23 protein-coding genes are annotated in these 20,150 nt (G+C 68.6%); 12 read left to right on the forward strand and 11 right to left on the reverse strand.

What is annotated here, in order from left to right; genetic code table 11:
- Positions 1 to 319 precede the first annotated feature (319 nt).
- The 3 genes from GRI75_RS10595 to GRI75_RS10605 all read left to right on the forward strand — a co-directional run bounded on the left by GRI75_RS10595 (position 320) and on the right by GRI75_RS10605 (position 4,765).
- The gene (locus tag GRI75_RS10595) at positions 320 to 1,837 is read left to right on the forward strand and encodes a lipopolysaccharide biosynthesis protein (protein ID WP_328597972.1); all 1,518 of its coding nucleotides are present in this window, start codon (positions 320 to 322) and stop codon (positions 1,835 to 1,837) included.
- Positions 1,838 to 1,949: 112 nt separating this feature from the next.
- On the forward strand, positions 1,950 to 2,894 hold the full coding sequence (locus GRI75_RS10600) for an aspartyl protease family protein (protein WP_160746960.1): 945 nt from the start codon (positions 1,950 to 1,952) through the stop codon (positions 2,892 to 2,894).
- A gap of 53 nt (positions 2,895 to 2,947) precedes the next feature.
- The gene (locus GRI75_RS10605) at positions 2,948 to 4,765 is read left to right on the forward strand and encodes an ABCB family ABC transporter ATP-binding protein/permease (protein WP_160746961.1); all 1,818 of its coding nucleotides are present in this window, start codon (positions 2,948 to 2,950) and stop codon (positions 4,763 to 4,765) included.
- Between the two features lie 292 nt (positions 4,766 to 5,057).
- Here GRI75_RS10605 and GRI75_RS10610 read toward each other — a convergent pair whose 3' ends face one another.
- The 5 genes from GRI75_RS10610 to GRI75_RS10630 form a co-directional block, all read right to left on the reverse strand.
- Complete coding sequence (locus GRI75_RS10610) at positions 5,058 to 5,252, reverse strand: DUF1737 domain-containing protein (protein ID WP_160746962.1); 195 nt, start codon at positions 5,250 to 5,252, stop codon at positions 5,058 to 5,060.
- A 14-nt stretch (positions 5,253 to 5,266) separates the two neighbouring features.
- Complete coding sequence (gene hslU / locus GRI75_RS10615) at positions 5,267 to 6,583, reverse strand: ATP-dependent protease ATPase subunit HslU (protein ID WP_160746963.1); 1,317 nt, start codon at positions 6,581 to 6,583, stop codon at positions 5,267 to 5,269.
- Between the two features lie 32 nt (positions 6,584 to 6,615).
- Entirely contained in the window at positions 6,616 to 7,698 is a 1,083-nt protein-coding gene (locus GRI75_RS10620) for an FAD-dependent oxidoreductase (RefSeq protein ID WP_160746964.1), read from the reverse strand.
- Positions 7,699 to 7,743: 45 nt separating this feature from the next.
- Positions 7,744 to 8,304, reverse strand: coding sequence for an ATP-dependent protease subunit HslV (hslV, locus tag GRI75_RS10625; RefSeq protein WP_160746965.1), 561 nt, complete (start codon positions 8,302 to 8,304; stop codon positions 7,744 to 7,746).
- 68 nt (positions 8,305 to 8,372) lie between these two features.
- Positions 8,373 to 8,837, reverse strand: a complete 465-nt coding sequence (locus GRI75_RS10630; RefSeq protein WP_160746966.1) for an outer membrane protein assembly factor BamE — start codon at positions 8,835 to 8,837, stop codon at positions 8,373 to 8,375.
- A gap of 153 nt (positions 8,838 to 8,990) precedes the next feature.
- Between GRI75_RS10630 and GRI75_RS10635 the strand changes: the two genes are divergently transcribed.
- Entirely contained in the window at positions 8,991 to 9,509 is a 519-nt protein-coding gene (locus tag GRI75_RS10635) for a ubiquinol-cytochrome C chaperone family protein (RefSeq protein ID WP_160746967.1), read from the forward strand.
- A complete protein-coding gene (locus GRI75_RS10640; protein WP_160746968.1) occupies positions 9,506 to 10,012 on the forward strand; it encodes a YceD family protein in 507 nt (168 codons plus the stop codon). The genes GRI75_RS10635 and GRI75_RS10640 overlap by 4 nt, the downstream gene beginning before the upstream one ends.
- Before the next feature lie 323 nt (positions 10,013 to 10,335).
- Here GRI75_RS10640 and ssb read toward each other — a convergent pair whose 3' ends face one another.
- The 5 genes from ssb to GRI75_RS10665 form a co-directional block, all read right to left on the reverse strand.
- Positions 10,336 to 10,869 (reverse strand): single-stranded DNA-binding protein, encoded by a 534-nt coding sequence (gene ssb / locus GRI75_RS10645; RefSeq protein WP_160746969.1) that lies wholly within the window; start codon positions 10,867 to 10,869, stop codon positions 10,336 to 10,338.
- A gap of 125 nt (positions 10,870 to 10,994) precedes the next feature.
- Complete coding sequence (gene feoB, locus GRI75_RS10650) at positions 10,995 to 12,848, reverse strand: ferrous iron transporter B (RefSeq protein ID WP_160746970.1); 1,854 nt, start codon at positions 12,846 to 12,848, stop codon at positions 10,995 to 10,997.
- Positions 12,848 to 13,087 (reverse strand): FeoA family protein, encoded by a 240-nt coding sequence (locus tag GRI75_RS10655; RefSeq protein ID WP_160746971.1) that lies wholly within the window; start codon positions 13,085 to 13,087, stop codon positions 12,848 to 12,850. Before GRI75_RS10655 ends, feoB begins: the two co-directional genes overlap by 1 nt.
- A 59-nt stretch (positions 13,088 to 13,146) precedes the next feature.
- Positions 13,147 to 13,803 (reverse strand): COQ9 family protein, encoded by a 657-nt coding sequence (locus GRI75_RS10660; protein WP_160746972.1) that lies wholly within the window; start codon positions 13,801 to 13,803, stop codon positions 13,147 to 13,149.
- Positions 13,804 to 13,805: 2 nt separating this feature from the next.
- A complete protein-coding gene (locus GRI75_RS10665) occupies positions 13,806 to 14,420 on the reverse strand; it encodes an ankyrin repeat domain-containing protein (RefSeq protein ID WP_160746973.1) in 615 nt (204 codons plus the stop codon).
- A 124-nt stretch (positions 14,421 to 14,544) separates the two neighbouring features.
- Here GRI75_RS10665 and GRI75_RS10670 point away from each other — a divergent pair, with 124 nt between their 5' ends.
- The 7 genes from GRI75_RS10670 to bla all read left to right on the forward strand — a co-directional run bounded on the left by GRI75_RS10670 (position 14,545) and on the right by bla (position 19,638).
- Positions 14,545 to 15,132: an SCO family protein gene (locus tag GRI75_RS10670; protein ID WP_235911470.1), complete on the forward strand. Its 588-nt coding sequence runs from the start codon at positions 14,545 to 14,547 to the stop codon at positions 15,130 to 15,132.
- The gene (locus GRI75_RS10675; protein WP_160746975.1) at positions 15,120 to 15,578 is read left to right on the forward strand and encodes a YcgN family cysteine cluster protein; all 459 of its coding nucleotides are present in this window, start codon (positions 15,120 to 15,122) and stop codon (positions 15,576 to 15,578) included. Before GRI75_RS10670 ends, GRI75_RS10675 begins: the two co-directional genes overlap by 13 nt.
- Positions 15,575 to 16,297, forward strand: coding sequence for a M48 family metallopeptidase (locus GRI75_RS10680; RefSeq protein WP_160746976.1), 723 nt, complete (start codon positions 15,575 to 15,577; stop codon positions 16,295 to 16,297). Before GRI75_RS10675 ends, GRI75_RS10680 begins: the two co-directional genes overlap by 4 nt.
- Positions 16,298 to 16,397: 100 nt before the next feature.
- Positions 16,398 to 16,838 carry a hypothetical protein gene (locus GRI75_RS10685; protein ID WP_160746977.1) on the forward strand — a complete coding sequence of 147 codons (441 nt, stop codon included), beginning with the start codon at positions 16,398 to 16,400 and terminating at the stop codon, positions 16,836 to 16,838.
- A complete protein-coding gene (gene ribD / locus GRI75_RS10690; protein WP_160746978.1) occupies positions 16,831 to 17,808 on the forward strand; it encodes a bifunctional diaminohydroxyphosphoribosylaminopyrimidine deaminase/5-amino-6-(5-phosphoribosylamino)uracil reductase RibD in 978 nt (325 codons plus the stop codon). The genes GRI75_RS10685 and ribD overlap by 8 nt, the downstream gene beginning before the upstream one ends.
- A 1-nt stretch (position 17,809) precedes the next feature.
- Positions 17,810 to 18,427, forward strand: a complete 618-nt coding sequence (locus GRI75_RS10695) for a riboflavin synthase (protein ID WP_160746979.1) — start codon at positions 17,810 to 17,812, stop codon at positions 18,425 to 18,427.
- A gap of 62 nt (positions 18,428 to 18,489) precedes the next feature.
- Positions 18,490 to 19,638 carry a class A beta-lactamase gene (gene bla, locus GRI75_RS10700; RefSeq protein ID WP_160746980.1) on the forward strand — a complete coding sequence of 383 codons (1,149 nt, stop codon included), beginning with the start codon at positions 18,490 to 18,492 and terminating at the stop codon, positions 19,636 to 19,638.
- A gap of 169 nt (positions 19,639 to 19,807) precedes the next feature.
- Here the strand turns inward: bla and GRI75_RS10705 are convergent, their stop codons facing one another.
- A complete protein-coding gene (locus tag GRI75_RS10705; RefSeq protein WP_160746981.1) occupies positions 19,808 to 20,068 on the reverse strand; it encodes a hypothetical protein in 261 nt (86 codons plus the stop codon).
- Between the last annotated feature and the right edge of the window lie 82 nt (positions 20,069 to 20,150).

A 20,150-nucleotide genomic window follows, 5' to 3' on the forward strand; every position in this document is an offset into this window, starting at 1 on the left:
GACAGTCGTGCCTCCCCGCTTATACCCGGGGGACCTACCGTCCGTTTATGTTGGCGACCGAAGCGGCGAGAACCGGTGGAAACCAGCAGCACCCCGTCGGTGAGAGGCCATATATGGGCGGCCTTGATTCGGGTCAACGGCTTTTTGCAGTTTTATTTCACCGCCCGATCGATCTCCCAATCGGCCCTTTTCGCCAACCTTGGATGGGTGGCCGCTAGCTCCCTTTCAATCGCGCCTTCCCGGCGGGGCAGTTCCGTTCGAGGGGGGCCACGGTGCTGGGATCTTTACCATTTTCGCCTAAGCGAACGGTGTGACTGGTGTGATCGAATCGACGGGAACGCCGCAGGCGGGCTTCGCGGCGCGGGTGCGCAGCGCGCTCGCGTGGCGTTGGGGAAGCCAGGTGCTGGCGCAGATCGTCGCCTGGACATCGACGATCGTCGTCGTGCGCCTGCTCGACCCGAGCGACTACGGCCTGTTCGCCATGACCCAGGCGGTGATCGCCGCGCTCAATTTCCTCAGCGGCTACGGCTTCGCAACTTCGCTCATCCAGTCGCCGACGGTCGACGCGCGGCGCATCGCGCAGGTGTTCGGGCTCCTGATCGTCTCCAACGTGGGGCTGGCGCTGGCGCAGTTCGCCCTCGCCCCGGTGGCGGCGGACTATTACGGCGAGCCGGCGGTCGCGCCGATGCTGCGGGTCCAGGCGCTGATCTTCCTCGCCACCCCGTTCATCGCCCTGCCTTCCGCGCTGCTGGCGCGGCGGATCGAGTTCCGCAGCCAGGGGCTGGTCAACCTCCTGTCCTCGCTGGTCGCGGCGGTGACCGCTCTGGCGCTGGCCTGGCTGGACTACGGCGTATGGGCCCTGGTGATCGCCCCGATCGCCGGCTTCGCTACCCGCGCGCTGGGGCTGACGATCGCCGCGCGGCTGCTGGTCTGGCCGGTGTTCGACTTCCGCGGCGCGGGCGACATCGTTTCGTTCGGCGGCGCGCTGACGCTGTGCCAGCTGTTCTGGATCGTGCAGAGCCAGAGCGACATCCTGATCGCCGGCCGCATGTTCTCCCCGCACGAGCTCGGTCTTTATTCCGAGGCCCTGTTCCTGGCGCTGATCTTCACCGGCCGCTTCCTGCCGCCGCTCAACGAAGTGGCATTCCCCGCCTATGCCGAGCTGCACAAGTCCGGCCGGCCGATCGGGCCGGCCTTCCTGCGCAGCGCACGCACGGTGATGATCCTGGCCGCCCCGCTCTATATCGGGCTCGGGCTTACTGCGTTTCCCCTGGTGGCGACGGTGTTCGGGCCGAAATGGCTGGAGATGGCGCCGATCGCCGCCGGAGTGGCCTTCGCGATGCCCGCGCTGGCCCTGCAGATCATCTGCTCGCCGGCGACCAACGCCCTCTCCCGCCCGCGGATCTACCTGCTGACGAGCCTTGCCGGCGCGGTCATCATGCCGCTGGCGTTCCTGATCGGCGTCGGCGGCGGAGTGCAAGGCCTGGTCCATGCCTGGTGGGTGGCCGCGCCGCTCCTGCTGATCGTCACCCTGGCCCTGACCCTGCCGGCGATAGGCCTGCGCTTCGGCGAGCTGATCCGCGCCCTGCACCCCATCGCCTGCGCGTGCGCGGCCATGGCCGTGGTCGTCCTGGCGCTGCGCGGAACCCTTGCCGGGGAGGCCCCGCCCCTGCAGCTTCTCGCGCTCGTCGCCGCGGGCGCGGCGACGTATGGAATCGTGCTGTGCCTCGGCTGGCCGCATGTCGTCCGCGAAACGCTGGCGATGCTGCGCCACCGGGACCCCGCGGCCGTCGGACCCGCGGCGCCGCTCAGCCAGGCCGACGCACCCGCGGGCTAGACGCGTCGGGAGACGGCCTGCCCCGTGCGTCGCGATTGGCGCGCGCGCCGCCGATGTGGTACTATGGTCCGGCGCCCCAGTGGCCTCCGCTGCCGAGGGCGCCGGAGAAGTCATGATGAGCTGGCTGCACCTCCTATCGGCGCTGGCCGCGGCCACGGCGACCACCACCACGATCGAGCCGGGAGCGCCCGTCGTTCCCGAAGACGCCGAGATCCTGCAGTTGGAGAAGGAACGGTACGAGCGGCTCACCCTGCCGGTGACGATCCAAGGCAAGGGCCCCTATCGCTTCATGATCGACACGGGCGCGGAGGCGACCGTCGTTTCGACCGCCCTGGCCGACACGCTGCAGATCGCCGACCGCCGGCCCGCTACGCTGGTCGGGATGGCCAGCACGGTGGCGACCGAGACGGTCGACATCGCGGAGTTCATGCTCGGCAGCCGCAGCCTCTACATTCGGACCGCGCCGCTCGTGGCGGCGGAACATCTCGGGGGGATGGACGGGATCCTGGGGCTGGACAGCCTGCAGGACCAGCGCGTGCTGCTCGACTTCGAGAACAAGGTGCTCGCGGTGGCCGACGCCGAGGATCTGGGCGGCAACCGCGGGTTCGAGATCGTCGTGAAGGCGCGCGAGCGCCTGGGCCAGCTGATCATCACCCGCGCCGAGCTGGACGGGGTGGAAACGACCGTGGTGATCGACACCGGCGCGCAGAGCAGCGTCGGCAACCTGGCCTTGTTCGAGCGCCTGCGCCGCGGCCGAGACCTGGGCGAGTCGCAATTGACCGACGTAAGCGGTTACCAGCTGTCCGGCCCGGTCAGAGTCGCGAAGGACCTGAGCCTGGGCCGGTTGCTGCTGCGCAACATCCCTGTGCTCTTCATCGATGCGCCGCCGTTTCGCGCGTTGAACCTGGCGGACAAGCCCGCGCTGATCCTGGGGATGCGCGAACTGCGGGCATTCCGCCGCGTGGCGATCGACTTCAAGAAACGGCAGGTCCTGTTCGACCTGCCGCGCGGCGTCTACCCACTCGATCGGGTCTACGGCGGCCGCATCGGCGCGTAATTTCCGCGCCCGCGCGTTGCCGGACGGCGCGGCGCGCCCCACATGGGCAGCCGATGACGGATGACAGCACCCTGCCCAGCGCCGTGGACTACGCCCGCTGGGGCACCGTGCGCCGCTTCCTGCCCTATCTCTGGCCGGCCGAACGCCCCGACTTGCGCTGGCGTATCGCCTGGGCGGTGGTTTTCGTCATCCTGGCCAAAGCCGTCGTCCTGGTGCTTCCGTTCGCTTACGCGGGCGCGGTCGATGCCATGGCGGCGGACGGCGACCCCGAGGTGTGGGTCGCGCTGGCCCTTGTCATCGCGTACGCCGCCGGCCGTTTCGCCACCGTCGCCTTCGACAACGTGCGCAACATCATCTTCGAACGCGTCGGGCAGGACGCGGTCCGCCACCTGACAGAGGACGTGTTCGCCCGGCTGCACCGGCTGAGCCTGCGCTTCCACCTGTCTCGGCGCACCGGCGAGGTGACCAAAGTCGTCGAGCGCGGGACGAAGTCGATCAACTCGATGATCTACTTCCTGCTGTTCAACATCATGCCGACAGCGGTCGAGCTGCTGATCGTGGCCGGGATCTTCTACTTCAAGTTCGGCTGGGAGATCGTCGCGGCCACCGCCGTGACGGTGGTCTCGTACATCTGGCTGACCCGCGTGATCACCGAGTGGCGCACCAAGCTGCGTGCGCAGATGAACGATCTCGACGGGCTCGCTCTGTCGCGCGCGGTGGACTCGCTGCTCAACTACGAGACTGTGAAGTACTTCGGCGCCGAGCACCGGGAGCAGGAGCGCTATGGCTCCGCCGCCCGTGCCTATGCCGAGGCGGCGATCAAGAGCGAGAACTCGCTCGGCCTGCTGAACATCGGCCAGGCCACGATCATGAACCTGATGATGGGCGGCGCGATGGCCTTCACCGTGTGGGGCTGGAGCCAGGGCCGCCTGTCCCCCGGCGACCTGGTGCTGATCAACACCTACCTGATGCAGCTCTTCCGCCCCCTCGACATGCTCGGCTGGGTCTACCGCACGATCCGCCAGGGGCTGATCGACATGGCCCTGATGTTCCGCCTGATCGATACCGAGGTCGAGGTGAAGGACGCCCCCGGCGCGCCTGCGCTGGTGGTGCGCCGCCCGACGGTGGTGTTCGACAACGTCGAGTTCGGTTACGACCGCGACCGGCAGATCCTCCATGGCCTCAGCTTCGAAGTCCCGGCGGGCGATCACGTGGCCATCGTCGGCCCCTCGGGCGCGGGTAAGTCCACGATCGGCCGCCTGCTGTTCCGCTTCTACGACCCGTGGGCCGGGCGCATCCTGATCGACGGGCAGGACATCAGCCAAGTCACCCAGGCCTCGCTGCGCGCCCTGATCGGCATCGTCCCGCAGGATTCGGTGCTGTTCAACGACACCATCGGCTACAATATCGCCTATGGCCGCGACGGCGCAGCGCAGGACGAGGTGGTTGCCGCTGCGCGCGATGCCTCGATCCTGCCGCTGATCGAGAAGTTGCCGCAGGGCTTCGATACCGAGGTCGGCGAGCGGGGCCTCAAGCTATCCGGCGGCGAGAAGCAGCGCGTGGCCATCGCCCGCACGCTGCTCAAGAACCCGCCGATCCTGCTGCTGGACGAAGCGACCAGCGCGCTCGACACCCGCACCGAGCAGGACATTCTCTCGACGCTGAAGCGGGTTTCGGAGCACCGCACGACGCTGTCGATCGCGCACCGGCTCTCGACCATCGCCGACTCCGACTTGATCTACGTGATGAACGAAGGGCGGCTGGCGGAGCAGGGCACGCACCAGCAACTGCTGCGCCTCGACGGGCTCTATGCCGAGATGTGGACGCGCCAGGCGCACGAGCGCGAGGAGCTGGAAGAGGCTGCGGAGTAAGTCCGGGAGCGTTTGTCCGGGGGGCCTGCCCTCATCCAAGCTCCGGTAGCCGGCAAGCCGGCAACCTCCGCTATCCTTCTCCCACCAGTGGGAGAAGGAAGGGGTTAACCGGCTCCCGCACCCTACTTTCTTCTCCCACTTGTGGGAGAAGGATACGAAGCCTTAGCCCCGAAGGGGCTTAGGCGAAGTTGGATGAGGGCCCGCGGTGCCACCACTCCTTCTCCCACTGGTGGGAGAAGGATACGAAGGCTTAGCGGCTCTGCCGCTTAGCCGCAGTTGGATGAGGGCTCGATCAATCGTACCCCGGCCAGATGATCGCCTGCGCCACCATCACCTTGCCGCGCAGGCTGTCGAAAGTGAGCGCGGGGGAGCCGTGCAGCCGCCAGCCTTGCGCCAGGGCTTCCGACACGCGCTTGCAGAACTGGTCGTCGTCCGGGCCGGTGAGGCAGCGGTAGATCGGTTTGCCATCGGGCGGGTTGGAAGCCATCGGCGGGTCCTTCGTCAGAGGATGTACTTGCTGAGATCGGTATTGCCGGCGAGCGCCGTGAGCTTCTCGCGAACGTAGGCGGCGTCGATCGTCACCGTCTCGCCCCGGCGCTCCTCGGCCTCGAAGCTGATCTCCTCGAGCAGCTTCTCCATCACGGTCTGCAGGCGGCGGGCGCCGATGTTTTCGACGCTCTCGTTCACCTGTGCGGCGATCCGGGCCACTTCGCGCACAGCGTCATCGCTGAAATCGAGGGTCACCTCCTCGGTGCCGAGCAGGGCGCAGTACTGCTGGACCAAGTTGGCCTTGGTCTCGCTGAGGATGCGGACGAAGTCCTCCTCCGTCAGGCTGCGCAGCTCGACGCGGATCGGCAGGCGGCCCTGAAGTTCGGGCAGCATGTCGCTGGGCTTGGAGAGGTGGAACGCGCCGCTGGCGATGAACAGCACGTGGTCGGTCTTCATCGGCCCGTACTTGGTGGCGACGGTGGTCCCCTCGATCAGCGGCAGCAGGTCGCGCTGCACGCCTTCGCGGCTGACCGAGCCGCCGCGCACGTCGGACACGGCGATCTTGTCGATCTCGTCCAGGAACACGATTCCGTTCGTCTCGGCATTCTGCAGGGCGACCCGGGCGACATCGTCCTGGTCCATGCGCTTCTCGGACTCTTCGTCGACCAGCTTGTCCCAGGCATCGGGTACTTTCAGCTTGCGCCGCTTCAGCGGCGTGCGGCCGAACGCCTTGCCCATCATCTCGGACAAGTTGATCATGCTGGCGCCGCCGCCCATGCCGGGGATGTCCAGCGGCATCGAAGGCGCGTCCTCGACCTCGATGTCGACTTCGGCATCGTTCATCGCGTTCTGAACGATGCGCTGGCGGAAGCTCTCGCGCGTGGCCTCGGAAGCATTCTCGCCGACGAGGGCATTGAGCAGCCGCTCCATCGCCGCGCTGCTGGCCGCCTCGCGCACCGCATCGCGGCGGCGGTCCTTCTCCAGCCGAATGGCATCCTCGGCGAGATCGCGGGCGATCTGTTCGACGTCGCGGCCGACATAACCGACTTCGGTGAACTTGGTCGCCTCCACCTTCACGAACGGCGCATCGGCCAGCTTCGCCAGGCGCCGGCTGATCTCGGTCTTGCCGCAGCCGGTCGGCCCGATCATCAGGATGTTCTTCGGCGTAACCTCGTCGCGCAGCTCCTCCGGCAAGCGCTGGCGCCGCCACCTGTTGCGCAGCGCCACGGCGACCGCGCGCTTGGCATCGGCCTGGCCGACGATGTGTTCGTCCAGGGCGGCGACGATCGCTTTGGGGGTGAGCTTTTCTTTTTGTGGGTGTCCCGTCATGCCGGGCCAATTGGGGTCGCCGGTGCCCCCGGTCAAGACGCGCAAGCCCCGGCGTTGATCTGGCGGTGCGCCTGGACGATGCCGGCGATCGCTTCCGGCGTCGTCACAGGGTCCCACATTCCATGCTCGAACGTGCCGCCGAGCAGGATGCCGTCCGGGCGCGGGAACATGTAGCCTTCGTTCAGCGAGTAGGCGTAGCGGATCTCCGGCTGCGGCAGCAGCACGGCGAGCTGCCCGCGCACCGGCTCCAGCTCCGCATCGCCGAACAGGGCCCGCGCGCCGAGGCCGGTGCAGTTGAACACCCTGCGCTCCGGCAGGGCGGCGATCTCCGCCGGGGAGGCGAAGCTGCGCACCTCGATCCGCCCGCCGGCCGTGAGGAAATCCTCCGTCAGCTTGCGAAGGTAGCGCCCGGTCTCGACGTACATCGTGTGGTAGAGCCGCACCGGGGCGCCCGCGAAGGGGTTTGCGGCGCCTTCGAGCTGCTCGAACCCGGCATAGTACGGCGCCAGCATTCGCGAGGGCGGGCCGCTCCCGCTTTCGTATGTCGGGAGCCAGCGCACGCCGTAGTCTTCGCCGACGAGGAGCTGGAAACGCCGCCAGCTGAAGGCCATCGCCGCCGCGTATTGGCCGCGCCAGGCGTCGTTCACGGCGTTGGGACGGTAGTGGCTCGCCGGGTGGATCTGCCCGCCGGCGATGTTGGAGGTCGTCTCGGGTGGCATGGCGGCGGTATAAATCGTCACCACGCGGCCGCGCTCCTGGGCCAGGCGCGCGGTCGAAAGGCCCATCACCCCCGCGCCGATCACCGCGACCGGCCCGGAATGGCCCGGCAGGCCGATGTCGGCCGCCAGCTTGGAGCTGCCCCAGCTCAGCGTGATGCCCGCGCCGCCGTGGCCATAGTTGTGGACCAGCAGCTTGTCGCCCAGCGGCTCGGCACGGACCACGAAGCCGGAGGCACGGAAGGGCCGCAGCCCGGCGATCGTGCGGATGACGCGGCTTTCGGCGACTCTCACCCGCGGCAGGCATGCCGGGGCTGGCGCCAGCACGCCGCGCGGCGTCGCGCACGCCGCCAGAAGCGCGGCCGATGTCGTGGAAGTCAGGAAGCCGCGCCGGTCCATGGCGTGGAGGCTAGAAGAAAAGCCCGGCCATTCAAGCCGCGCGGTTCAGACGCTCTCGACCGTCACCCGGTCGTTGGTGAACACGCAGACTTCGGCCGCCACTTCCATGGCGCGGCGGGCGATTTTCTCGGCGTCCTGTTCGTAAGGGTCGAGCGCCTTGGCCGCGGAGAGCGCGTAGTTGCCGCCGGAGCCGATCGCGGCGACCCCGCCTTCGGGTTCGAGCACGTCGCCGTTGCCGGTCAGCACCAGCATCACGTCCTTGTCGGCGACGATCATCAGCGCTTCCAGGTTGCGCAAGTACTTGTCCGTCCGCCAGTCCTTGGCCAGTTCGACCGCGGCGCGCAGCAGCTGGCCGCTGTACTGCTCGAGCTTCTTCTCGAGCCGTTCGAACAGGGTAAAGGCATCTGCGGTGGCGCCGGCGAACCCGGCGATGACTTTGCCGCCCTCGCCCAGCCGGCGGACCTTGCGGGCGTTGGGCTTCATCACCGTGTTGCCCATGGAGACCTGGCCATCCCCGGCGATGACGGTCGTGCCGTTCTTCTTTACGCCGATGATGGTGGTGCCGTGCCAGCGCGGTGCGCCGTGGCTGTCAGAATGTCCGTCCATCGGCGCGATATGGGGCAGGCCGGCCGGCCCTTCAAGCGATCAGGCCTTCAAGCGATCAGGCGCGTGCCTTACTGCCCCGGGGTCGCGCCGCCGCCCATGCCGGGGGCGCCGACCTGGCCGATGTTGCCGAACAGGTCTTCCAGGAAGCTGCGGTTGCGGCCGAGCGTCGGCGTTTCGTCGTTCTCGGGATTGATCCGGGCGACCTGGTCGACGCCGGTGCGCTCCGCCGAAACGACGTTGCCCGCGGCGTCGAAGGAGACCGCGAGAACGGTGTGCCGTTCGATCTGCGGGCGGCCGAAGGGCTTCTGCTGGGTCATGCTGGAAACGTAGTACCAGGTCGGCTCCCCGAACTGGCTGGCGAACGTCGGCCGACCCAGGGTGGCCTCCACCGAAGTCCGGTTGTCGATCCCGGGCTGGACCGACTGCAGCAGCGCCTCGTCGACAATGTAGCCGCGGTGTTCGGTGATCGAACTGCAGCCCGCCACCAGCGCCAGCACGCCCAGAAGTGCTGCCTTGCGATACGTTCTGACCATTTCGAGACCGTCTCCGAGAAACTCCGCGCGCGCATTTGCCTTGGGCCATGCCGCGCCTATATCGGCGCGAGCCTTAGGGGCTGGCGCGCCGCTGTGCAACGCCGCGCTTCACCCCGGGGCATTGAATAACCGCTGAACGGACGATCCGCCATCATGAACCTCATCAGCCGCCTCTTCCGCTCCGCGCCCGATCCTCGCGAGCGGCTGCGCCCCCTGTGGCACCGGATCGTCGCCCTTTCGCGCGAGCCGGAGTGGTACGAGGAATGCGGCGTGGCCGACACCGTGCCCGGCCGCTTCGACATGATCACCACCGTCCTCGCGCTCGTGCTGCTACGCCTGGAACGCGACGAGAGCACGTCCGCCGACACGGCGCTGCTGACCGAGCTGTTCGTCGACGACATGGACGGGCAGCTGCGCGAAAGCGGCATCGGCGACGTGGTCGTCGGCAAGCACATGGGCCGGCTGATGGCCGCGCTCGGGGGCCGGATCGGGGCCTACCGCGATGCGCTGGCGGCGACGGACAATGCCGCGCTGGAGGAAGCGCTCGGGCGCAACGTGACTTTGCTCGAGGGCCGCGACCCGGCGGCGCTGGCCGTACGGCTGCGCGAGCTGGAGGCCCAACTGCGCGAGACTTCGAGCGAGGACCTTCTGGCGGGGCGGATCGAGCGATGAGCGCGCCCGAGTTCTCCCGCCCGATCGACCGCCGTCACCCGAAGGAAAAGCCGGTCGAGATCGCCGCCGACGAAGCGGAGCGCAAGGCGCTCGCGAAGCGCTTCGGGCTCGTCGCCATCCACCGGCTGGAGGCGAAAGCCGACCTGCAAGCTGACGGGGAGGCGGTGAACGTTGAGGGGCAGTTCGAAGCCGACATCGTACAAACTTGCGCGGTGTCGGGCGAGGACCTGCCGGTGTCCATCGCCGAACCGCTGAGCTTGCGCTTCGTGCCGGAGCGCGAGATCGCCGAGGAGGAGATCGAGCTGGAGGAGGACGAGCTCGACGAGATCCCCTTTTCCGGGCACCTCATCGACCTCGGCGAAGCCGTGGCGCAGAGCCTGGCCTTGGCGATCGACCCTTACGCCACCGGCCCGGAGGCCGAGCGCGTGCGCAAGGAGAAGGGCCTGGCGGACGAGGAAGCCAGCGGCCCCTTCGCGGCGCTAGCGGCGCTGAAGAAGGATTAACCTCACCGCGCCGACAACGATCAACTTCACAGCCCGTTCGCCCTGAGCTTGTCGAAGGGCAGTCCTTCCTCCCAGCGCTGCGCCAGAACAAAAAGCGGTCCTTCGACAAGCTCAGGACGAACGGGGATGAGTGGGGGAACGGGGAGCGGAGCCGAGGAACGATGGCGCGCCAATCCTCCCCTACTGGGGGAGGGGGACCTCCCGCGAAGCGGGTGGTGGAGGGGGCGCGGCCTGGACGAACGGTGGAGCCAAGCCAGGCCCCCACCGTCAGCCCTGCGGGCTGCCACCTCCCCCAGAGGGGGAGGATCTTCTTAGCTGATCGATCAGAACGGGATGTCGTCGTCCAGGTCGTCGCCGAAGCTGGAGCCGCCGCCTGACGAGCCGCCGGACGCGCCGCCGCCCGCGCCGTACCCGGAACCGCCGCCCGAGGAGCCGCCGCCCTGGTTCCAGCCACCGCCGCCACCGCCGCCGCCGCTACGCTGGCCACCGCCACCGCCACCGCCCTGCGGGCCGTCGAGCATCGTCAGCGAGCCGTTCAGGCCGCGGATCACGATCTCGGTCGAATAGCGGTCCGCGCCCTGCTGGTCCTGCCACTTGCGGGTCTGCAGCTGGCCTTCGATGTAGACTTTGCTGCCCTTGCGCAGGAACCGCTCCACGACGCCGATCAGGCCTTCGGAGAAGATCGCGACCGTGTGCCACTCGGTACGCTCCTGGCGTTCGCCGGTGTTCTTGTCCTTCCAGCTTTCGCTGGTGGCGATGCGCAAGTTGGCGACTTTGCCGCCGTTCTGGAAGCTGCGGATTTCCGGGTCGGCGCCCAGGTTGCCGATGAGCATGACTTTGTTGAGGCTGCCGGCCATGATTGTCCTCTCGAGAATTGGAGAGCCGGCAGCGACCGCCGGCCATAAGTGATTCCTGAGTGGGATGTAGGCCCCTGCCGGCCTGCCCCGCAACCGGCAAACAGCGGTTTTGCCCCGGAGTGGAGCTATAACCCAGCGGCGACCGCGAGCCAGTAGGTCAGGCCGGCGAAGATGTATGCCAGGGCAAACAGGTAGGCGAGCATGAACAGCGGCCACTTCCACCCGTTCGTCTCCCGCCGAGCGACCGCGATGGTCGACAGGCACTGCGGCGCGAACACGAACCAGGCGAGGAAGGCGAGCGCCGTCGGCAGCGTCCACCCGGCCCGCAGCTTCGGCATTAGGCCTTCGGCGGCCTGCTCCTCGTCCTCGGCATCGACGGCGTAGGTCGTCGCGAGTGCCGACACGGCCACCTCGCGCGCGGCCATGGCCGGGATCAGCGCCAGCGCGATCTCCCGGTTGAAGCCGATCGGCTCGACCACGACCTCGAGCCCGCTGGCGATCGTCCCGGCGAAGCTCGCGTCGACCTGGCTCTCGCCCGGCGCGGCCTTGGGGAAGGTCAGCAGCAGCCACAGGATAACCGTGGCCGCGAAGATGATCGTGCCGGCCCGGCGCAGGAACACCCAGGCGCGCTGCCACAAGCCGATCGCCAGGTCGCGCAGCGGCGGAAGCTGGTACTTCGGCATCTCCATGATGAAGCCGGAAGCCCCGCCCTTGGTAACCGAGCGCCGCAGCACGAGCGCGACCACCATCGCGCCGATGATGCCTGCGACGTAGAGCGCGAACAGCACGAGTCCCTGAAGGCCAATGCCGCCTCCGACGGTCGTGGCCGGGATGAACGCGGCGATGATTACTGCATACACCGGGAGGCGCGCCGAACAGGTCATCAGCGGCGCGATCAGGATCGTGGTCAGACGGTCCTTCGGATCGGCGATCGCCCGGGTCGCCATGATCCCGGGAATGGCGCAGGCGAAGCTGGAGAGAAGCGGGATGAAGCTGCGGCCGGACAGGCCGACGCCGGCCATCATGCGGTCCATCAGGAAGGCCGCGCGGGCCATGTAGCCCGATTGCTCCATCGCCAGGATGAAGGCGAACAGGATCACGATCTGCGGCAGGAACACGATCACCGATCCGACCCCGGCAAGCACCCCTTCGGTCAGCAGATCGCGCAGGAAGCCTTCCGGCAGGGCCGCATTGGCGATCCCGATCAGCGCGGTGATCCCGGCGTCGAGTGCGTCGGCAAACGGCGTCGCCCAGGCGAAAACCGCCTGGAAGATCACGAACAGTAGCGCGAAAAGGACCAAAGGTCCCAACCATGGATGGAGAAGAACTTTATCGAGCTGCGCGTGGAGGCGGTGCTCGGCCGTCTCGGACACGGTGGCCTTCTGGGCCATGTTCCGCGCCGCCTGGCGCCGTTCGGGCAAAGTGCGCGCGGCCTGCGGGCGTGCGGCCGGTGTGGCTTGCGCGTTCGCCTCGGCGGATTCGATCGCGGCCAGCAGATCCTCGATTCCCCGGCGGCGCACGGCCACCGTCGAGATCACCGGCACGCCGAGTTCGGCCGACAGCGCCTCGGGATCGAGCGTGAGGCCGTCACGTTCGGCGAGGTCGACCATGTTGAGAGCGATCACGACCGGCCGCCCCAGCTCGATAAGCTCCTGCGCGAACACGAGGTGCTGTTCGAGGTTGGCCGCGTCGAGAACGATGACCAGCACGTCCGGGCGCGCTTCGCCGGCGAGCTCGCCGAGCACGGCCTTCCGCGTGACTTCCTCGTCCGGGCTGGCCGCGTCGAGCGAATAGCTGCCGGGGAGATCAAGCAATTCCACCGGCTCGCCGCTGGGCAGCAGGAGCCGCCCGGCCTTACGCTCGACCGTCACGCCCGGATAATTGGCGATCTTCTGCCGCGCACCGGTCAGCACGTTGAACAGGGCGCTCTTGCCCGAGTTCGGATTGCCGACGAGCGCGGCGGTACGGAGCCTCGACATCAGAGTTCCCGCACCGTCATCGCCATCGCGTGGGCGCGGCGCAGCGCCAGCGTCATCCGGCCGATCGACAGCGCGATCGGATCGCGGCCGCCGAACACGCCGCGGTGGGCGATGGCCACTTGCGCGCCCTCATCGATACCGAGCGCGCGCAGGCGCTTGGCTTCATCCGGGGCAAGCACGGTCCAGTCGATCGCCACGATCTCGGCCTGGCGGCGGGGCAGGAGCTGGTCGAGAGTCATGGGCAGCGCGGTGGCAGATGAAGCGGCCAATTGCAATCAATTCTCAATAGGAATTGAGGTTAGCGCGCCGGATAGCGCAGCCGGCCCAGGAACCGCATCACGTCGAAGCGGTCGCGCGGGCGCAGGAGTTGCGCCTTGGTCTTCTCGAACTTCATTACGCCTTCGATCCGTCGGTCGAGGAACGCGCGGGTCTCCGCCTTGCCCTCGCTCTCGTCCTCTACGAACACGGTCAGGGTGGCGGCGTAGATGCTCGCGAGGATAGCGCGCTTGGTATAGTGGTTGTAATCGGTCGCCGTGTCTCCGGCGAGGCGCCACATCGAATCGGCACTTGCCCAGCAGATCTTCGCCGTCCGTGCCAGGTTCTGCGGCATGGCCTGGATCGCGAGGGCGCGGCGAAGCGCTTCCTCCAGCCCGGCCACCGCCTCGATCCGGAACCAGACGAGCGCGCGGATACGCTCGCGGATCGGCATCAGCGCCAGCACCTCGCGATCGAACGCCGCCTGCATCTGGGCGTCGACCGAGGCGATCCAGGCCGCGATCATGTCCATCGCACCGCCGGGAAACGCCAGCCGGGCGACCGCCGGATCGACTCCGGCCACCTCGCTCGCGCTCACCACCGCCGCATCGCTCCAGCCGTCGAAGATCGCCGACATGGCGATCTCCGGCGCCAGGTGGAGCCGCAGTTCGTCGAGAGTAAGATCGGCAGCGCTGGCCATGGTCAGAACTTCGGTCCGTAAGTCTGCTGGCTCTTCGCGCCGGACGAGGAGTTCGCCAGGCGCTCGATCTCCGCCAGAAGCTGGCTGCCCGGCCCCATCAGCGCGGCGTAGTCGCGCGCTGAACGGCCCGAATTGTCCGCCCGGTCCGGGTCCGCGCCCGCAAGCAGCAGCACCCGCAGCATGGCCACGTCCCGCCGATGAACCGCGGAGATCAGCGGCGTTTCGCCGGTGTTGTTGGGCGTATCCACCTTCGCGCCCGACTGCGCCAGGGCATTGACGGCTTCGACGAAGCCGATCTGGCTGGCGAGCATCAGCGGGGTCACGCCGCGCTTGTCGGCGATGTTCGGATTGGCCCCTTTGCCGAGCAGATAGCTGAGCCAGGTGTACTCGCGGTTCTCGGCCGCGATGTGCAGCGCGGTGCGGCCCGACGTCACGTCGCGCGCATCGATCAGCGTGGCGTTCTTCTGCAGCAGCTCGTTGACCTCGGCATCCTTCTTCTCCTCGACTGCCTTGAGGAACTTGTAGCCGTCGGAATAGAGCTGAGCCGCGGCCGGCGCTCCCGCGAGCAGGGCCGCCCCTGCAATCGCCGCGATCGCCAGTTTCACGCGATGAACCATCGCCACTATCGTTGCCTCCCGTAATTTTGCGGCCGAAATCTCGCGGCCGAATCTGCGGACAGCCCGCTCAAGACGGACTCGCCACTTGCTGTTGCGGAGTTAGCAGAGCATGAACCCGCTTGTCATGTCGCGAAACCTTGTCTCCCTGATCCTTCCCGTACTCCTGGCCGCCTGCAGCGCGCAGGACGCGCCCCCGGCCGAGCCGCCGCTGGCCGGCGCAGCGATCGGCGGCCCGTTCGAACTGGTCGACAGCAGCGGCAAGACCGTCCGCTGGAGCGACTTCGACGGCAAGTACCGGATCATGTACTTCGGCTATGCCTACTGCCCCGATGTCTGCCCGCTGGACGTCCAGCGGATGATGCAGGGGTACAGCAGCTTCAAGCAGGACAATCCGGAGCTGGCGGCGAAAGTGCAGCCGATCTTCGTCACGATCGATCCGGCGCGCGATACCCCTGAAGTCGTCGGCGAGTTCACCAGCGCGTTTTCGGACGACCTGATCGGCCTCACCGGCACGCCGGAACAGATCGACAAGGCGGTTAAAGCGTTCGCCGCCTATTACGCCAAGGGCGAGACGAGCGAAGGCGGCGGCTACCTGATGGACCACAGCCGCGCGACTTACCTGATGGGCCCCAAGGGCGAGCCGATCGCCCTGCTGCGGGTCGATGAAGGCCCGGCGGCGGTCGCTGCGGATCTGGAAAAATGGGTGAGCTGAGAGACCGCTTCTGGGAACTCCCGTTGGCAGAGCTTTCCCGCGCCGAGTGGGAAGCCCTGTGCGACGGCTGCGGCCGCTGCTGCCTGCACAAGCTGGAGGATGAGGAGACGGGGGAGATCATCGACACCAACGTCGCCTGCAAGCTGCTCGATACCGAGACCGCGCAGTGCTGCGACTATCGCCACCGGAAGGCGTTCGTGCCCGATTGCCTGCGGCTGACCCTGAAGCTGGTCGAGACTGTCCCGTGGCTGCCCGAAACCTGCGCCTATCGCCGCCGCGCCGAAGGCCGGCCGCTGCCGGGCTGGCACCACCTGCTCACCGGCAGCCGCGAGGCGATGGTCCGCGCCGGCGCCTCCATCGCAGGCAAGGTGGTGAGCGAGGAAGACGCCGGCCCGATCGAGCATCACATCGTCGACTGGGGCGACATCGAGGGGCAGGATCGGTGATCGACTGGCTGCGCCGCTCCACCGAGGATCCGGCGATCCGGATCGGGGAGCGCGAAGTGCCGCTGGCGATCCGCCGCCTCTCCCGCGCCCGCCGTCTGGTCATGCGCCTGGCGCCCGACGGCAGCGAAGTGCGCATCACCCTGCCTGCCTGGGGCCGCACGGAAGATGCGCTGGTCTTTGCCCGCGCGCGCATCGAATGGCTGGAGCGACAGCTTGCGGCCGTGCCCCAGCAGCAGGCCCCTCAGCCAGGCGGGACCTTGCGCTATCGCGGGACCGAACTGGCGATCGACTGGGACGAAGCCTACCCGCGCAAGGCCGTGGCGGCCGACGGTCGCCTGCGGATCGGCGGCCCGCCTGCGAACCTGGCCGCGCGGCTCCAGCGCTGGCTGGAATCCGAGGCCCAGCGCCTGCTGCAGGAGGACCTGGCGTTCTACTGCGCGCGCGCCGGGCACGAAGCGCCGCCGCTGCGCCTGTCGCGCGCCCAGCGGCGCTGGGGCAGCTGTTCGGACCGCAAGGCCATCCGCATCAACTGGCGGCTGATCCAGGCGCCCGATTTCGTCCGCCGATCCGTGGTCGCCCACGAAGTCGCGCACCTGACGCACTTCGACCATTCCCCGGCTTTCCATGCCCTGCTCGCCGCCCTGTTCGAAGGCGACGTGAAGGCGGCGGACCGCTGGCTGCGGGCGGAGGGCCGCTCGCTCTACGCCACGTTCGGCTGACGGACCGCCGCTGGGCGCCTCCCGGACTCTGCCGGATTAATGCCGCGCGTCCTGGGCGCAGGGGTGGCGCGGGGCGGGAGCGAGGCCTATCTTGGCCGCCATGAGCTTCTGGCGCCACATAAACCCCCGCCGCGGGGTCGAGGATTTCGTCAACGAATGGCGCCGGCCGCAGCCCTATCGCTGGCGTGCGCTCGGCCTGGCTGTGGCGATGACGTTCGCGCTGATGATGATGCTGATCCCGGAAAACCAGCGGGTCGAGCCGGCGACGCCGCAGGTGACCTACATCAACAGCTGGCCCGCCGACCGCACGGACGCGGAGATCATCGCCTCCAACATCGAGAACCAGAGGCGGCAGGACGAGCTCGAGGCGATCTACGAACGCCGCGCCGAACTGCGCAAGAAGCTCTATCGCGAGCTCGGCCGCGCCACCGGCCTCGATGTCGAGGAGATGGAGCGCGAGATCGCCCGGCAGGAGATAGCCGAGCGGGCCGCGGCCCAGGCGCAGGACACGCCGCCGAGGGAACCAGCCCGAGGTGAGTGACGCCGATGCGCGCTGGCTCGCAGCCGCCGCCTGCCTGGCCGAACGCGCGCGCCCGCTGAGCCGGCCGAACCCCGCGGTCGGCGCGGTCATCGTGAAGGACGGAGTCGTCGTCGGTCGCGGCTGGACCCAGGCCGGCGGACGGCCCCACGCCGAGGCCGTGGCCCTGGAGCAGGCCGGCGATGCCGCACGCGGCGCCACCCTCTACGTGACGCTCGAACCCTGCGCCCACCGCAGCGAACGCGGCCCGGCTTGCGCGGACCTCGTCGGCAGGGCCGGACTGGCGCGTGTGGTCATCGGGAGCGGCGATCCCGATCCGCGCACCTCCGGCGGCGGCATCGCAGCCCTGCAGGCCGCCGGCGCGGAGGTCTTCTTGCGCGAGGATCCGGCCAGCCGCGCCAGCCTGGCCGGATATCTGATGCAGCGCGGCGCCGGCCGGCCTTTCGTGACGCTCAAGCTGGCGATGTCGCTCGACGGCGGCATCGCGCTTGCCTCCGGCGAGAGCCGCTGGATCACCGGCCCCCAAGCTCGCGCCCACGGCCATAGGGAACGGGCCAGGTCCGACGCGATCCTGGTCGGCGGCGGGACCCTGGATGCCGACGCGCCCAGGCTGGACGTGCGGCTGCCCGGCCTGGAGGAGCGCAGCCCGCAGCGGCTCGTGCTCACGTCCGGCGCCGCGCCGCAGGGCTGGACTTCCCTTCCCTCGCCCGAGTCGATCCGCGAGCTGTCGGGCGTGCAGTACCTGCTGGTCGAAGGCGGCGGCCGGGCTGCCGCATCGTTCCTCGCCGCCGACCTCGTCGACCGCCTGCTGCTGTACCGCGCACCGATCCTGATCGGAGCGGGCCGGCGGGCAGTCGGCGACCTCGGCCTGACCGACCTTGGCAGCGCGCATGGCCGCTGGCGCCTTGCCGATCGCCGCCAGCTTGGCAGCGACACGCTCGAAGTCTATCAGCGCGCCGCAAGGGAGGCCTGATTTGTTCACCGGCATCGTCACCGCCATCGGCACAATCGAACAGCGCGAGGAGCACGGCGACTTGCGCCTGCGGATCGCGTGCCCGTTCGATCCGGAGAAGATCGCCATCGGCGCCTCGATCGCCTGTTCGGGCGTGTGCCTGACTGTCGTCGAGCGCGGCGGCCAGGCGGGCGACGCCTGGTTCGCGGTGGACATTTCGGGCGAAACGCTCTCGCGCACTGCCCGGGATACCTGGGCCGAAGGCGCGGCGATCAATCTGGAGCCTTCGCTGAAAGTCGGCGACGAGCTTGGCGGCCACATCGTCTCCGGCCATGTCGACGCCGTCGGCACGATCGTCCGCAGGGCGCAGGAGGATCACTCGATCCGCCTGGCGATCGAAGCGCCGCAGGACCTGGCGCCGTTCATCGCCTCCAAGGGATCGATCGCGGTCGACGGCGTCTCGCTGACGGTGAACGAAGTCGAGGACCTGCCCGGCGGAGCGGTGCGCTTCGGGGTCAACCTGATCCCGCACACCGCCGAAGTGACGACGCTCGGCGCCCTGGCCGAAGGGGATCAGGTCAACCTGGAGATCGATACCGTCGCGCGTTATCTCAAGCGGCTGGAAAGCCTGCGCGGATGACGCCGACCTTCCACCCAGACGTAGAAACTCGCCCCCTGGGCTGAAGCAGCGAACCGGCTCCAATGCACACCACCGAAGGGCGGCGCCCCGCGTCCGCCCGGCCTCGATCACTCGCTGCGCGGCTGCTGGCGATCGTCCTGCCACTGGCCCTGCTCGGCGCGTGCTCCGAGCCGGCGCCCGAAAGGAAGGACCCGGAGGTCCGCGCAGCCCTGGAGGAAGGCCGCGAGCGGGCCAAAGCCAGCGCCCGCGAGCCTCGCACCCCGGCTGAGAAGGCGCTGCATGAGGAGATCCGCGCGCTCGGCAAGAGCTTCGACGGCGAGATCGGCCTGGCTGTGCGCGACGTCGCAAGCGGCTGGACCGCGCACTACGAAGGCAACGACCGCTTCCCGCAGCAGAGCGTCAGCAAGCTCTGGGTCGCCATCGCGGCGATGACGCTGGTCGATCGCGGCAAGCTGGACCTGAAGCAGGAAGTCACCCTGACGCGGGAGGACCTGACGCTGTTCCACCAGCCGCTGCGCGCGCTGGCGCTGCGGCCGCAAGGCTACACCACCACGCTCGAGGACCTGCTGGTCAAGGCGATCACCCGCAGCGACAACACCGCGAACGATTACCTGCTGCGGCGCGTGGGTGGCCCTAACGCCGTCAGGACCGTCCTGGCGGAGCTGGGAATCGCCGGCGTCCGCTTCGGGCCCGGCGAGCGGATCATGCAGAGCGAGATCGCGGGCCTGGAATGGCGCCCGGAGTATTCGCTGGAGCGCAAGTTCTACGACGCGCGGGACCAGGTTCCCCCCGCCGTCCGCCGCGCGGCGTTCGAGGCCTATATCGCCGACCCGGTCGACGGCGCGACGCCGATCGGGATGGTCGACGCGCTGGCCCGGCTGCAGAAGGGGCAGCTTCTCTCCCCCGCCTCGACCGCGCAGCTCCTCGGCATCTTGGAGCAGACCCGCAGCGGCGCGCAGCGGCTCAAGGGCGGCCTGCCGCCGGGCTGGACGATCGGCCACAAGACAGGCACCGGGCAGGAATACGAAGGCATGCAGGCCGGATACAACGACGTAGGCATCCTCACCGCGCCATCCGGCCGGACTTACGCCGTGGCGGTGCTGATGGGCCGTGCCAGCCAGCCGCAGCCGGTACGCCGCGCGCTGATGCACGCGCTCGTCCGCGTCATCGCAGAATACGAGCAGGCGGCGGGGCGGAGCGCCGCGCCGTAGTTCTAGAGCACACAGATCCTCCCCCTTTGGGGAGGGGAACCGCCCGCGCAGCGGGTGGTGGAGGGGGCGCCGCCTGGAGGAACGCTAGAGCCGGGCCTGGCCCCCTCCGTCAGCGCTTCGCGCTGCCACCTCCCCCAGAGGGGGAGGATTTGGCAACCGGAACGTGCGCCTAAACGGCCGCCATACGTCCTGCCATGATCGGCACGTGGGAGGTCGATCGCGACCTTCTCAGGCGGGCCGAGAACTGCTGGTTGCGGCGGGCTATCCCATCGAGGCGCAAGTGCTCGCGGTAGGCCACGACATGCGCGAGCGGGGCGCCGCTGAAGAACATCATCTCGGCGGCGGTTGCCATCTGGCAATCGTCGGCACCGCGGATCGCGCGATTGCCCGCGTCACTCTGGAACGATCGCCGAAAATCCTGGATGTCCATGCGCTTTCAGCCCCCTCAGCGGGCCAAGGCATAACGGGGATCGGGCCGCCAAGGCAAACGGGTTAACTACGATTCAGCGGCC

This window comes from Croceibacterium soli (assembly GCF_009828065.1).
Classification (GTDB): domain Bacteria; phylum Pseudomonadota; class Alphaproteobacteria; order Sphingomonadales; family Sphingomonadaceae; genus Croceibacterium_B; species Croceibacterium_B soli.

What these genes read in the sequence shown, in the direction of transcription:
- GRI75_RS10620 (WP_160746964.1), bottom strand. Translation starts at nt 7,698, where the DNA reads ATGGACCGGCGCGGCTTCCTGACTTCCACGACATCGGCCGCGCTTCTG.
- GRI75_RS10610 (WP_160746962.1), bottom strand. Translation starts at nt 5,252, where the DNA reads ATGGCTTCCAACCCGCCCGATGGCAAACCGATCTACCGCTGCCTCACC.
- GRI75_RS10685 (WP_160746977.1), top strand. Translation starts at nt 16,398, where the DNA reads ATGAGCTTCTGGCGCCACATAAACCCCCGCCGCGGGGTCGAGGATTTC.
- GRI75_RS10675 (WP_160746975.1), top strand. Translation starts at nt 15,120, where the DNA reads ATGGGTGAGCTGAGAGACCGCTTCTGGGAACTCCCGTTGGCAGAGCTT.
- GRI75_RS10605 (WP_160746961.1), top strand. Translation starts at nt 2,948, where the DNA reads ATGACGGATGACAGCACCCTGCCCAGCGCCGTGGACTACGCCCGCTGG.
- bla (WP_160746980.1), top strand. Translation starts at nt 18,490, where the DNA reads ATGCACACCACCGAAGGGCGGCGCCCCGCGTCCGCCCGGCCTCGATCA.
- GRI75_RS10705 (WP_160746981.1), bottom strand. Translation starts at nt 20,068, where the DNA reads ATGGACATCCAGGATTTTCGGCGATCGTTCCAGAGTGACGCGGGCAAT.
- hslV (WP_160746965.1), bottom strand. Translation starts at nt 8,304, where the DNA reads ATGGACGGACATTCTGACAGCCACGGCGCACCGCGCTGGCACGGCACC.
- GRI75_RS10600 (WP_160746960.1), top strand. Translation starts at nt 1,950, where the DNA reads ATGATGAGCTGGCTGCACCTCCTATCGGCGCTGGCCGCGGCCACGGCG.
- GRI75_RS10640 (WP_160746968.1), top strand. Translation starts at nt 9,506, where the DNA reads ATGAGCGCGCCCGAGTTCTCCCGCCCGATCGACCGCCGTCACCCGAAG.
- GRI75_RS10655 (WP_160746971.1), bottom strand. Translation starts at nt 13,087, where the DNA reads ATGACTCTCGACCAGCTCCTGCCCCGCCGCCAGGCCGAGATCGTGGCG.
- GRI75_RS10630 (WP_160746966.1), bottom strand. Translation starts at nt 8,837, where the DNA reads ATGGTCAGAACGTATCGCAAGGCAGCACTTCTGGGCGTGCTGGCGCTG.
- GRI75_RS10635 (WP_160746967.1), top strand. Translation starts at nt 8,991, where the DNA reads ATGAACCTCATCAGCCGCCTCTTCCGCTCCGCGCCCGATCCTCGCGAG.
- ssb (WP_160746969.1), bottom strand. Translation starts at nt 10,869, where the DNA reads ATGGCCGGCAGCCTCAACAAAGTCATGCTCATCGGCAACCTGGGCGCC.
- hslU (WP_160746963.1), bottom strand. Translation starts at nt 6,583, where the DNA reads ATGACGGGACACCCACAAAAAGAAAAGCTCACCCCCAAAGCGATCGTC.
- GRI75_RS10660 (WP_160746972.1), bottom strand. Translation starts at nt 13,803, where the DNA reads ATGGCCAGCGCTGCCGATCTTACTCTCGACGAACTGCGGCTCCACCTG.
- GRI75_RS10670 (WP_235911470.1), top strand. Translation starts at nt 14,545, where the DNA reads ATGTCGCGAAACCTTGTCTCCCTGATCCTTCCCGTACTCCTGGCCGCC.
- feoB (WP_160746970.1), bottom strand. Translation starts at nt 12,848, where the DNA reads ATGTCGAGGCTCCGTACCGCCGCGCTCGTCGGCAATCCGAACTCGGGC.
- GRI75_RS10665 (WP_160746973.1), bottom strand. Translation starts at nt 14,420, where the DNA reads ATGGTTCATCGCGTGAAACTGGCGATCGCGGCGATTGCAGGGGCGGCC.